Source organism: Streptomyces caelestis (assembly GCF_014205255.1).
Taxonomy (GTDB): domain Bacteria; phylum Actinomycetota; class Actinomycetes; order Streptomycetales; family Streptomycetaceae; genus Streptomyces; species Streptomyces caelestis.
In genome coordinates, this window is record NZ_JACHNE010000001.1 from 2113426 (window position 1) to 2126122 (window position 12697).

At 71.7% G+C, this 12697-nt stretch carries 9 protein-coding genes and 1 pseudogene; 3 read left to right on the top strand and 7 right to left on the bottom strand.

All coding sequences use genetic code 11. The features are described from left to right. Positions 1 to 2: 2 nt before the first annotated feature. The 3 genes from HDA41_RS09565 to HDA41_RS09575 form a co-directional block, all read right to left on the bottom strand. Positions 3 to 1328, bottom strand: coding sequence for an ABC transporter substrate-binding protein (locus tag HDA41_RS09565; protein WP_184982505.1), 1326 nt, complete (start codon positions 1326 to 1328; stop codon positions 3 to 5). Positions 1329 to 1365: 37 nt separating this feature from the next. Further along, the gene (locus tag HDA41_RS09570) at positions 1366 to 3024 is read right to left on the bottom strand and encodes a glycoside hydrolase family 13 protein (protein WP_184982507.1); all 1659 of its coding nucleotides are present in this window, start codon (positions 3022 to 3024) and stop codon (positions 1366 to 1368) included. 140 nt (positions 3025 to 3164) lie between these two features. Next, entirely contained in the window at positions 3165 to 4436 is a 1272-nt protein-coding gene (locus tag HDA41_RS09575) for an ABC transporter substrate-binding protein (RefSeq protein ID WP_184982509.1), read from the bottom strand. Positions 4437 to 4557: 121 nt separating this feature from the next. Between HDA41_RS09575 and HDA41_RS09580 the strand changes: the two genes are divergently transcribed. The 3 genes from HDA41_RS09580 (at position 4558) to HDA41_RS09590 (ending at position 8298) form a co-directional block, all read left to right on the top strand. Beyond that, positions 4558 to 5073, top strand: a complete 516-nt coding sequence (locus HDA41_RS09580; RefSeq protein WP_184982510.1) for a PadR family transcriptional regulator — start codon at positions 4558 to 4560, stop codon at positions 5071 to 5073. After that, positions 5070 to 5825: an ABC transporter ATP-binding protein gene (locus HDA41_RS09585; protein WP_184982512.1), complete on the top strand. Its 756-nt coding sequence runs from the start codon at positions 5070 to 5072 to the stop codon at positions 5823 to 5825. The genes HDA41_RS09580 and HDA41_RS09585 overlap by 4 nt, the downstream gene beginning before the upstream one ends. A 70-nt stretch (positions 5826 to 5895) precedes the next feature. After that, a complete protein-coding gene (locus tag HDA41_RS09590; RefSeq protein ID WP_184982513.1) occupies positions 5896 to 8298 on the top strand; it encodes an ABC transporter permease in 2403 nt (800 codons plus the stop codon). Positions 8299 to 8688: 390 nt separating this feature from the next. Here the strand turns inward: HDA41_RS09590 and pgi are convergent, their stop codons facing one another. The 4 genes and pseudogenes from pgi to secG form a co-directional block, all read right to left on the bottom strand. Then, positions 8689 to 10341 (bottom strand): glucose-6-phosphate isomerase, encoded by a 1653-nt coding sequence (gene pgi, locus HDA41_RS41130; protein ID WP_230299579.1) that lies wholly within the window; start codon positions 10339 to 10341, stop codon positions 8689 to 8691. Positions 10342 to 10536: 195 nt separating this feature from the next. After that, positions 10537 to 11679 (bottom strand): annotated as a pseudogene (locus HDA41_RS41135) (MFS transporter); the annotation flags it as partial. A 133-nt stretch (positions 11680 to 11812) separates the two neighbouring features. Beyond that, entirely contained in the window at positions 11813 to 12148 is a 336-nt protein-coding gene (locus HDA41_RS09600) for an RNA polymerase-binding protein RbpA (protein ID WP_078637775.1), read from the bottom strand. Positions 12149 to 12386: 238 nt separating this feature from the next. Continuing rightward, a complete protein-coding gene (gene secG / locus HDA41_RS09605; RefSeq protein WP_208641567.1) occupies positions 12387 to 12623 on the bottom strand; it encodes a preprotein translocase subunit SecG in 237 nt (78 codons plus the stop codon). Positions 12624 to 12697 lie beyond the last annotated feature (74 nt).

Here is a 12697-nt window from a genome sequence, read left to right on the forward strand (position 1 = left end):
GATCAGTCCTGGTACGCCTTGGCCGCCGCGGCCTCCAGCTTCGCAGCGGTGCCCTTCGGGTCCGACGGGTCGCGCAGGAAGTCCTGGAGCAGCTTCCACTCGCCGGTGCCCTTGGTGCCGCCGAAGGACGCCGGGGCCTGGTCGGACATGTCGAAGCGGACCGAGTCCCCGGCGTCGACGAGGGACTTGGCGGTGGCGCGGGTGACGTCGTCGCCGTAGGAGGCGAGGTCGAGCTTCTTGTTCGGGGAGAGGAAGCCGCCCGCCTCCGCCCACACGGCCGAGGCCTTGGGGGTCGCCAGGAACTCCAGGAGGGCCTGGGCGGCCTTCTGGTTCTTGCCGTCCTTGAGGACGACGGCCGCATCACCGCCGCTGACGACCGGCGCCTCCCCACCGGCGACCGCCGGGAACGGGAAGAAGTTCGCGTCCTCGCCGACCTTCTTGCCGAACTGGTCCTTGGCGACACCGGCGACGAAGTCGCCCTCGTAGACCATGCCGGCCTCGGGCTCGGGTCCGAAGACCTTCTCCACCGAGCCGGGGAAGTCGGTGTTCAGGGCGCCCTTCTGGCCGCCGGCGATGAGCTGCTTGTCCTTGAAGAGCTTGCCGAGCGTGGTGAGGGCATCGACGACCGACGCGTCGGTCCACTTCAGCTTGTGCGCGGCGAGGGCGTCGTACTTCTCGGGCCCGGCCTGGGAGAGGTAGACGTTCTCGAACCAGTCGGTGAGGGTCCAGCCGTCCTGGCCGGCGACGGAGAACGCGGCGAGACCGGAGTCGGACACGGTCTGCCCGGCCTTGAGCATCTCGTCGTACGTCTTCGGCGGCTTGACCCCGGCCTGGGCGAGGGCGTCGGGGCTGTACCAGACGGTCGACTTGTGCGCGGCCTTGAAGTACAGGCCGTAGAGGGTGCCGTCGACGCTGCCGTACTCCTTCCACACGGGGGCGTAGTCGGCGTCCACGGACTGCTCGGTCTTCTTCGACAGCGGCTTGAGCCAGCCCTTCTGCGCGAACTGCTTGAGCACGCCGACCTGCGGGACCATCACGACGTCGGGGGCGTTGCCGCCCTCGATCTTGCTGCCGACGACGGTGGAGACGTTGTCGCCGGTGGACACGAACTGCGTCTTGGCGCCGGTCTTCTCGGTGAAGGCGTCCAGCACCTTCTGGAAGTTCTTCTGCTCGGTGCCGGACCAGACACCGGCCACGGTGATCGTCTGGCCGTCGAGCGCCTTGTCGCCGCCGCCGGCCGCGACGGGGCCGCCGCCGCAGGCGGTCGCGCCGAGCGCCAGGACGAGGGCGGTGCAGCCGGTGATGAGGGTGGTACGTCGTCGCATCATCGTTGATGTCCCTTCGGGGAGTTGACTTGCGGGGCGTTCAGGAACGGATCCACCAGGCGGCCGTCGAGCCGGAGAGCACTCCGGGCGCGCAGGGGCCGCTGGCGAGCAGGGGGGTGCCGGAGACCGGCGCGGGGGTGGGGGCCGTACCGAAGTTGACGGCGCACACCAGGTCGTCACCGCGGGTGAAGGCCAGGACGCCGGGCGGGGAGTCCAGCCAGCGCAGTGTGCCCTCGCCCAACTGAGGCAGGGCGGCGCGCAGTTGGAGGCCGTCGCGGTACAGGTGCCAGAAGGAGCGGGTGTCGGCGAGGGCCCGGTCGGTGGCGTACTCGGCGAAGTACTCCGGCTGGGGCAGCCACGGCTTGGCGCTCTCCACGCCCGGGGTGAAGCCGAACGGCGAGGCCTGCCCCGACCAGGGCAGCGGCACCCGGCAGCCGTCGCGGATGCGGGCCCGGCTGCCGGTGCGGCGGAAGATCGGGTCGGTGAGCACGTCGTCGGGCAGGTCCACGACCTCGGGCAGGCCGAGCTCCTCGCCCTGGTAGATGTAGGCGGCTCCGGGCAGCGCCAGCATCAGCAGCGCGGCGGCGCGGGCGCGGGCGGCGCCGAGGCCGCTGGCCTCGGTGGCGGGTTCGCCGTAGCGGGTGACGGTGCGGACCTGGTCGTGGTTGTTGAGGACCCAGGTGACGGTCGAGCCGGTGCCGGCGATGTCCTGCATGGCCTCGGAGATGACCTTCTGGAAGGCGTCCGGGTCCCAGGGGGCGCTGAGCAGGTCGAAGAAGAAGGCCTGGTGCAGTTCGTCGGGGCGGACGTACTGGGCGTGCTCGCGGGCGGTCGGGACGGAGACCTCGCCGACGAGCAGGCGCTCGAAGCCGTCGCGCTCGGTGTACTCCTCGCACATGGAGCGCCAGCGCCGCCACACGTCGTGGACCTCGGGCTGGTTCCAGGCGAGCGGGTTGACCGAGTCGCGGGTGCGGGCGTCGGCCTCCGGGTCGTCGGAGTCGGGCAGCTCCGGGTGCTTGAAGAGTCCGGCGGCGACGTCGATGCGGAAGCCGTCGATGCCCCGGTCCAGCCAGAAGCGGAGGATGCGGTCGAACTCGGCGGCGATCTCGGGGTTGCGCCAGTTCCAGTCGGGCTGCTCGGGCGCGAACATGTGCAGGTACCACTGGCCGGGCCGTCCGTCCGGCTCGGTCACGCGGCTCCAGGCGGGTCCGCCGAACATGGAGTGCCAGTTGTTGGGCGGCTCGGACCCGTCCGGGCCGCGACCGTCGGCGAAGTGGAAGCGGGCCCGGGCGGGGCTGCCGGGCGGGGCCGCGAGCGCCTCACGGAACCAGGGGTGCTCGCTGGAGCAGTGGTTCGGGACGATGTCGAGCAGCACCTTGATGCCGAGCCGCCGCGCGGCCCCCACCAGCAGGTCGAACTCGGCGAGGTCGCCGAAGAGCGGGTCGACGTCGCAGTAGTCGGCCACGTCGTAGCCGTGGTCGTGCTGCGGCGAGGGATAGAAGGGGCTCAGCCAGATCCCGTCGACGCCGAGCTTCTTCAGGTACGGCAGCCCGGCCCGGACTCCGGCGAGATCGCCGACGCCGTCACCGGTGCTGTCCAGGAAGCTGCGGACGTACACCTGATAGATCACTGCGTCACGCCACCAGTGGTGCCTGTTCAACCCATCGACCTGTCTCTGAGGAGGGCAGCGGTTATGCATGCATGTTAAGTAGGCGTGTCGAGAGGGTGTCAATGAAAAGGCAGAAGCTACCGGGGAGTTGATATGGCAGAATCAGGTATCTTTCGGACATACCTCAGCTAGATGAGACGTCCGCGTTACCTAACAAGTAAGTAGAAGTTCTACCGACGTGAGATGAGGGCGAGCTCCCGCGCCAGACGGCGTACCGCCGCCGTGGGCGTCTCGTGCCCGGCCATCGCGTCGTGCACGACCGCCTGCACCACCAGACTGACCTGGTCGTACCGCGGGCTCTTGGGGCGCGGCTCGGCCGTGCGCACGCTCTCGCGCAGGGTCGGCAGGTAGGGGAACCTGCGGATGAGCGCGGGATCCTCGTAGAGATCGGCCCGGACGGGCGGCAGCGCGCCGCGCGTGAGGACCTGGCGCTGGACGCGCTCGCTGGTGAGGTACGCGATCAGCCGGGCGGCCGAGTCGGGGTGCCGCGCGTGGGCGCTGACGGCCAGGTTGGAGCCGCCGAGGACACTCGTCCCCGGCCCGTCCGGTCCCGGCAGGGGTACGGCGCCGACCTTTCCGGCGACCTCGGAGCCAGGGGCGGAGGCGCCGACGTAGGCGTACGGCCAGTTCCGCAGGAAGAGCAGTCGGCCGTCCTGGAAGGCCTGCTTGGACTCCTCCTCCTTGTACGTCAGCGCTTCCTTCGGGATCCAGCCCTCGCGTACCCCGCGCGCCAGGAAGCCGATGCCCTCGCGGGCCGCCGCCGAGTCGACGGTGACGCGCTCGCCCTCGTCGCCGAGGATCGATCCGCCCGCCGAGTAGACGGCCTCGGCCGCGTTGACGGTGAGGCCCTCGTACGGCAGGAACTGCCCGGCGTAGCCGTCGAGGCCGTACTTCGGCGCGATGGTCTTCGCGTACCGCTCCAGCTCCGCCCAGGTGCGCGGCGGCTGCACGCCCTCCTTCGCGAGGACGTCCTTGCGGTAGAGGAGCAGGCCGGCGTTGGTGACGTACGGGACGGCGTAGAGCTGTCCGTCGTAGGTCGCCGTGTCCACGACCGGCGGGAGGAAGGTCTTCAGCGGGAACCGGTCGCGGGGCAGCGGCCGGATCCAGCCCGCCGCGGCGAACTCCGAGGTCCAGTTGACGTCGATGTTGAGCACGTCGAACCGGCTGCGGTCGCCGTCGCGCAGGTCGGTGGCCATCTGGGCCCGGGTCTCGTCGGCGGAGTCCGGCAGCTCGACGAGGGTCACCTTTTCGCCGGGGTGGGTGCGGTTCCAGCCCTCCAACAGGGGACCGAGGTAGCCGGTAAGGTCTCCGGCGGTGGCGAGGGTGAGCGGTCCGCGGCCGCCGCCGGCAGGCTCACCCGCCTGCGCTCCGGCGGCAACGTAACCGGTCAGGACCACGACGAGAACGAGAAGGCCCCTACCCGCGGCATGGATCCACCGCATAGGTTCCTCCCTGTACACCGGCGACGGGCGCCCTCGCCCGGAACAGAGGCCATGTATACCTGTTAGGTATGGGCGATACTAGGGCCTGGAGCACATTGGACCGGACAGGAGGACTGCACGCGTGCGCCTGCCCCTCCTGGCCCTCCTCGCCCGCGGACCCGCCCACGGCTACGAGCTCAAGCAGGACCTTGAGCAACTGCTGGGCTCCGCGTACCCTCAGCCGAATGTCGGCCAGATCTATGTGACCCTCGGCCGCCTCGAGAAGTCGGGACTGATCGAGGGCGAGGACGTGGCGCAGTCCAGCCGGCCCAACAAAAAGGTCTACCACCTCACCGACGCCGGGCGGGAGGCGCTGCGCGCCTGGTTCGAGGAGCCCGAGGACGAGCCGCGGGTACGGGACGAGTTCTTCATGAAGCTGGCGCTCGCCCCGCAGAGCGGTCTCGCCGACCAGATCTCCCTGATCAACCAGCAGCGGCGCCAGTACCTGAACACCATGCGGCAGCTGTCGAGGCTGGCCGCCGCCGAAGACCGCGACAACCGCATCGCCCACCTGCTGATCGAGGGCGCGATGCTGCACCTGCAAGCCGATCTCGACTGGCTGGAGCGGTGCCAGGAAGAGCTGGAGGAGCTGGAGTGAGCGACGACCGTCCCGCTCCTGTGCTGCGCGCCGAGGGGCTGGTGAAGACGCACCACGGCGAGGGCGCGCCCGCCCATGCCGTGCGCGGGGTCGACCTGTGCGTACGGCCCGGTGAGTTCGTGGCGATCACCGGCCCGTCCGGTGCCGGGAAGTCGACACTGCTGCATCTGCTCGGCGGCCTCCAGCGGCCGGACGCGGGCAGGATCTGGCTCGGCGGCGAGTCCACCGACACCTACAGCGAGGCCCGCTGGGCGGTGGAGCGCAGGAAGCGGATCGGGATCGTCTTCCAGTTCTTCAACCTCGTGTCCAACCTGTCCGTCGCCGACAACGTGGAGCTGCCCGCCCTGCTCGCCGGGACCTCGCCGAAGCGAGCGCGGGCCGAGCGGGAGCAGTTGCTGGCCGAGCTGGGCCTGACGGGCAAGGAGCGCAGCATGCCGGGCGAGCTGTCCGGCGGTGAGCAGCAGCGGGTCGCCCTGGCCCGGGCGCTGGTCAACCATCCCCCGCTGCTGCTGGCCGACGAGCCCGCGGGCAGCCTCGACAGCAAGGGCACCCGCGAGGTGATGCGGCTGCTGACCCGCTTCCACCAGCGCGGGCAGACGATCCTGCTGGTCACCCATGACGCGCGGCTGGCGAGCGCCGCGGACCGGGTGATCAGCTTCTTCGACGGCCGGATCGCCGACGACGCGGAGCTCGACGGCGGCACACCGCCGCGCCGGGCCGGGATATGCGGTGTGCTGGAACTCAGGGACTGACATGCGGGTGAAGGACTGACATGCGGGTGTACGACCGTTGCCCGGTGTCCGGGCCGAGGGGCTGAGGCCCGTGCGAGCCACCCTGCGCTGGGCGCACTCCGATCTGCGCACGCACCGCGGCGAGGCGCTGTTCCTCGTCCTCGCCACCGCGGGCATCGTCGCCTCCCTGCTGCTGGCCACCGCCCTGTTCGGGTACGCCACCAACCCCTGGCAGCGCGTGTTCACGCAGTCGCACGGCGCGCACGTGTGGCTGCACACCGAGACCGCGGCCGACACCGGGAAGCTGGCCGGGCTGGACGGTGTCGACTCCGTCGCCGGCCCGTACCCCACCGCCGACACCACGGTCGCCTCGCGCGGCAGCCGGGCCGCCGTGGAGCTGCGCGCCACGGCGCAGCGGCCGTCCGTCGGCCGCCCGCCGGTCGTCTCCGGCCACTGGCTGGACCCCGCGACCCCGAACGGTGTGGTCCTGGAGAGCCGCCTCGCCCGCGCGTTGCTGGCAGAGCCCGGCGACACCCTCGCCGTGCCCGGCACCGCCCGCGAACTGACCGTCGTGGGCCTCGCCGACAGCGCCGAGCCGCGCTACCGGCCCGGTGAACAGCCGGGCCTGGTGTGGGCGCTGCCGTCGGCCGTGCCGGATCCCGACGGCCAGGTGATCGGACTGCGGCTGACCGATCCCGGCGACACGTCCTACGTCGTCCAGCGTGCCGTGACCGTCCTGGGCGCCGGGGCGATCGGGGAGGTGTCGACCTGGCAGCAGGCCCGGGCCGAGGCCCAGGGCGACAACCGGCTCCTCGGCCAGGTGCTGGGCCTGTTCGGGCTGGGCGCGCTGGTCGCCGCCGGGCTCGCCGTGCACGGGGCGATCGGCACCCGCATCCGCGGCCACCTGCGGGACCTCTCCGTGCTGAAGGCGATCGGCTTCACCCCCGGCCAGGTGGTCCGCATCTTCCTGCTCCAGCACCTCGCCTACGCCCTCCTGGGCGCCGTGGCCGCCGCAGCGCTGGCCGAGGCCCTGGGCAGCCGGATCCCGGGGCGGCTCGGGGACGCGGTGGGCATGTGGCAGGGGCTGCCCGGACACACCGTGGCGCTGTTCGTGATCCCGGTGGGTGCCGTGCTGTTCATCGGCGCGACCACCGGGCTGGCCGCCTGGCGGGCGGGACGCGTGCCGCCGGTGCCGGTGCAGCGGCCCGCGGCGGCGCTCGGGCGGTTGTCCGGGGCGACGGGCCGGGCGCTCGGCCCGCGGCCCGCGGCGGTTCCGCCCGGTGGGCGGCCGGCCGGCGGCCTGCGTCGCGTCCTCGGGCTGCCGCCCGCGGCTCCCCGGACCGGGCAGCTCTCCGACCTCGCACGCCGCGCCCTCGGGGCGCGGATCCCGCCCGCGCTGGTGCTGGGCTGCCACAAGGCGTTCACCCGCCGCCCCCGATCCCTGGCCACCGTTGCCCGCCTCACGCTGCCGCTGCTGCTGATCGTCGTGGCGATGAGCGCCTGGACCACCATCGACCGCTTCCACAGCAGGCCCGAGCAGGTCGGCCTGCCGACCGCCCTCAGCGTCCGCGCCGACGCCGGCCTGAACGAGCGGCAGACCCGCGCTCTCCTGGAAAGCGACCCGGAGGTGGCCGCCGCCTACCCCGGCGTGGAGACGGCCGCCCTCGTCCCGGGCCAGACGGCGACCATCGCCCTGCGCGGCCTCGGCACCGCCCAGGACCCCTACCCGTTCACTCTCGCCGAAGGCCGTCCCGCCCGCGGCGCCGACGAGGCCGTCGCCGGGCAGGGACTGCTCGACCTGCTGGACGTGCGCGTCGGCGACTGGGTGCGGATGACGGTCGGCGACCAGCCGCAGATCCTGCACATCGTGGGCCGCAGCATCGAGCCGGAGAACGCCGGCCGGGTCATCTCCACGTCCCTCGACACCCTCCGCGCGAACGACCCCGGGCTCCGCCCGACCCTCTACGAGCTGCGCCTGGCTCCCGCTGCCGACCCGCGGGAGGTCGCCGACCGGCTGGCCACGGCCGGGCGCGGCCACCTGGACGTGCACACCGTGACCAACCCCGCCGACGGGCTCTCCCCGCTGCGCGCGGTCGTCGCCGGTCTGATCGCCGTCCTCGCCCTCATCGGGCTCATCGAGCTGCTGACCGCGATCGGCGGCACCGTCCGCCAGAGCGAACGGGACCTGCTCGCTCTGAAGGCCATCGGCCTGTCCCCCCGGCAGATCACGGCCATCACGGTCACGGCCACGGGCTGTACGGCACTGGCGGCCGTGCTCGCCGCCACGGCCCTGGGGTTGCCGCTCGCCCACTGGCTGATCGACGCCCAGGGCAGATCGAGCGGCATCGGCGCCGGGATCGCCCAGGGTCCGTCCGCCCCTCTGATGCTGCTGCTCGGGACGGCGGCGGTCCTCTGCGCGGCCGCCCTGGCCGCCGTGCCCGCGGCCCGCGCGGCCCGCCGCCGACTGGCGGACACGCTGAGCGCGGTCGCCTGACGAACGCCGGGTGGCGGGGCTTCGGCCGTGAGGATCGTCGGGGAGGTCGCCGGCCCCCGGGTCCGCGGCAGGGCGACCGTCAGGGAGCCGCCCGCATCCCCGGGTCCCCGGGTCCCCGGCAAGGTGATCGTCAGGGAGCCCGCCGCATCACCCTCAGGCGGTCGGCAAGACGATCTTCAGGGAGCCGGCAGGCCCCCCGGCCGCCGGCAAGGCGATCGTCAGGGAGCCCGCCACATCCCCCAGGCCCCAGGCCCCAGGCCCCAGGCCCCAGGCCCCAGCAAGGCGATCATCAGGGGGTTGCCGGGCCCCCGACCGCGGCATGGCTGATCGTCGGACCACCTCAGGACGCGAACGGCGTACTGCCGCTCGCGTCCCGCCCGGCGGTGGTCGTCACTGCCTGCCGCGCAGCTCCCGGTACGTGGCGACCAGGGCCTTGGTGGAGGGGTCCAGTCCCTCGGCCTCGCCCCCCTCGGTCAGCGCGGGCTCGATGCGCTTGGCGAGGACCTTGCCGAGCTCGACGCCCCACTGGTCGAAGGAATCGATGTTCCACACCGCGCCCTGCACGAACACCTTGTGCTCGTAGAGGGCGATCAGCTGGCCGAGCACCGACGGCGTCAGCTCGGGCGCCAGGATCGTGGTCGTCGGGTGGTTGCCCTTGAAGGTCTTGTGCGGCACCAGCTCCTCCGGCACACCCTCGGCCCGCACCTCCTCCGGGGTCTTGCCGAAGGCGAGCGCCTGCGTCTGGGCGAAGAAGTTGGCCATCAGCAGGTCGTGCTGCGCCTTGAGCCGGTCGCTCAGCTCGGCGACCGGCCGCGCGAAGCCGATGAAGTCCGCCGGAATGAGCTTCGTGCCCTGGTGGATGAGCTGGTAGTAGGCGTGCTGCCCGTTGGTGCCCGGCGTGCCCCACACCACGGGCCCGGTCTGCCACTCCACCTCACGCCCGTCCCGGCCGACGTACTTGCCGTTGGACTCCATGTCGAGCTGCTGGAGGTAGGCGGTGAACTTGGACAGGTAGTGGCTGTAGGGCAGCACCGCGTGCGACTGGGCGTCGTGGAAGTTGCCGTACCAGATGCCCAACAGCCCCAGCAGCAATGGCACGTTGGACTCGGCGGGCGCGGTCCGGAAGTGCTCGTCGACGATGCGGAAGCCGTCGAGCATCTCCCGGAAGTTGTCCGGACCGATGGCGATCATCAGGGACAGGCCGATCGCGGAGTCGTACGAGTAGCGGCCGCCGACCCAGTCCCAGAACTCGAACATGTTGGCCGTGTCGATGCCGAACTCGGCGACCTTCTCGGCGTTCGTCGACAGGGCCACGAAGTGCTTGGCGACGGCGGCCTCGTCACCGAGCGCGTCCAGCAGCCAGCCGCGCGCGGACGTGGCGTTGGTGACCGTCTCGATGGTGGTGAAGGTCTTGGAGGCGATGACGAACAGCGTCTGAGCCGGGTCCAGGTCCCGCACCGCCTCGTGCAGGTCGGCCCCGTCCACGTTCGACACGAAGCGGACCGTCAGGTCGCGGTCGGTGAAGGCCCGCAGCACCTCGTACGCCATCGCGGGACCCAGGTCGGAGCCGCCGATGCCGACGTTGACCACGTTCCTGATGCGCTTGCCGGTGTGGCCGGTCCACCGGCCGGAGCGGACACGCTCGGCGAAGTCGGCCATCTTGTCGAGCACGGCATGCACGCCCGGCACCACGTTCTCACCATCGACCTCGATGACCGCGTCCCGCGGGGCCCGCAGCGCGGTGTGCAGCACGGCCCGGTGCTCGGTGGTGTTGATCTTCTCGCCGCGGAACATGGCATCCCGGAGCCCGAAGACGTCGGTGGCGGCGGCCAGTTCGCGCAGCAGCCGCAGGGTGTCGTCGGTGACGAGGTGCTTGGAGTAGTCGACGTACAGGTCGCCGACCCGGAGGGTGTACGCGGTGCCGCGGCCGGAGTCGGCGGCGAACAGCTCGCGCAACTGGACGTCGCCCAGCTCCTCGCGATGCTTGGCCAGTGCCGTCCACTCGGGCGTCTGGTTGAGCCTGGTACGGCCGTCTGCGTTCATCTCGGACTTCAGCCTTCTTTCCTGTCCTGCCTGCGTACCTTGCCCCGCTGCCGGTCCCAACCTAATGGAGCAGCGCGTGACATCGACTGTCGTGGCGCCGTCGTCCGGCTCGACAACAACTACGTTCACGTTGAGCACGGGTATCAGCGCGATGACGGCGAGGACGAAGAAGGCGGCCGTGAGCAGAGGCGGGGTGTTCGGCCCCCAGGCGGTGGCGACGGCCCCGCCCAGCAGGGCGCCGAGGGGCACACCGGCGAAGGCCAGGGTCCGGAAGGCCGAGCTGACCCGGCCGAGGAGTTCGGCGGGGCTGCGCTCCTGCATCAGCGTCGTCGTGTTGACGTTCCACACCATGCCCATGAGCCCGAAGACGGCCAGCGCGCCCACCAGCACGGTCAGGCTGCGCACGGTGCCCATGACGACGAGGGCGGCGGTCTGCACGGAGCCGGCGAGCAGCACGGACCGCAGCCGGCCGAGACGCGCGACCAGCCGGCCGTTCGCCACTCCCCCGGCCAGGCTGCCCAGGGTGAAGGCCGCGCCCGCCGCGGCGTATCCCGCGGGGCCCGCCTCCAGCCAGTCGGTGACGAGGACGACCAGCATGGCAAGCTGGGTGCCCATGCCGATGTTGCACAGAGCGGTGGCGGCGCACAGGCCGCGCAGCGCGCGGTCCTGCCACAGAGTGCGCAGCCCCTCCGCGACCTCGCGGCGCAGGGTGCTGCCCGCCGGCCCGGGCTTCCGACCGGACTCGGCGGCCGGCAGCGAGGCGATCAGCGCGGCGGCCACCAGGAAGGTCACGGCGTCGGCCGCGAAGGGCACGGCCACTCCGGCCGCCAGCAGCAGCGGCACGACGGGCCCGCCCAGCAGGCCGCCCGCGATGCGCTGGCCCGTCAGCAGCCGGGCGTTGGCACTGCCGAGGGCGTCCCGGTCGACCAGGGCGGGCAGCAGCGCCGTGGCGGCGTTGTCGAAGAGGGTCTGGAGGGTGGTCAGGGCGAAGGCCAGCACGATGAGCAGGCCGATCGAGGCGTGACCGAGGGCGACGGCCACCGCGAAGGCCGCGACCAGCAGCCCTCGTAAGGCATCCACCCTCCACATGGCGCGCCGCTGGTCCACGCGGTCGGCGACGGCCCCGCCGAGCAGGCCGAAGACGATCCAGGGCAGATAGCCGCAGGCCGTGACGGAGGCGATGAGCAGCGGCTCGTCGGTCAGCGTGACGGCGAGCAGGGGCAGCGCGGCCGTACGCAGCGCGTCACCGAAGCTGGAGAGCACGGCGGCGCTCCACAGCCGTCCGAAGCCCCCGCGCCACGCGGGCGCGCGCACGCTCCCCACCTCGACCGTCGCCACTGCTCCCCCTCACGGTTCGCCCGATGCACAAACCGTAGAGGGCACCACTGACAATCGGTCCGCGAGCGGCGGTACGCCGGGGCGGAAAGCAGCTCCGGCCGGGCACCCGCTGGTGCCCGGCCGTTCTCAACTCCTAGATCTCGCCCCGCAGTTTGGCGAGCGCCTCGGCGAGGATCGCCTCGCCGTCCGCGTCGCTGCGCCGCTCCCGCACATACGCCAGGTGCGTCTTGTAGGGCTCGGTGCGCGGCGGGGCCGGCGGGTTGTCCCGGTCCTGGCCGGCCGGAAATCCGCAGCGGGGACAGTCCCAGGTTTCGGGCACCTGCGCGTCGCTGGCGAAGCTCGGCTGAGTCTCGTGTCCGTTGGAGCACCAGAAGGAGATGCGCAGCCGCGGCGCGGACTCGCCGCGCTCGGCCTCGCCCATCGGCCCCGCCCCGACCCGGCTTCCCCGGATCGCGTTGCCACTTGCCACGGTCGTAACTCCCTGCGTGATGGTGCCGCGAAGCGAGTCGGCGTTCCGCTTCGCTGCGAGCGCCTCAGTCTACGTAAGGCCCAACGCGCGTCCAGTGATTGGAGTTACAACCCTCACACCTAGACGCAAGCCCCATGATAGGCCGCGCTTTGCCGCGCGTACCGAACATGGGGCCTTACGTACGTATCGCGTGCGTGTGTATTGCGTGCGTACGTATTGCGTGTGTCATACGGGCCGGTCAGTTGTTCACCTTCATCAGGATGCCGAGCACGATAATGCACGCGAACCAGAGCAGACCGACCACGACGGTGATCCGGTCGAGGTTGCGCTCGGCGACCGAGGAGCCGCCGACGGAGGACTGCATGCCGCCACCGAACATGTCGGAGAGGCCGCCGCCCTTCCCCTTGTGCATCAGCACCAGCAGCATCATCAGCAGGCTGAAGACGATCAGGGCGATCGAGAACCCCAAAACCACGGCTGGACCAACTTCCTCGGATTCGGATGGACGACGCGGGGCCCAGCACAGTGCTGGACCCCGCAAGGGTACGA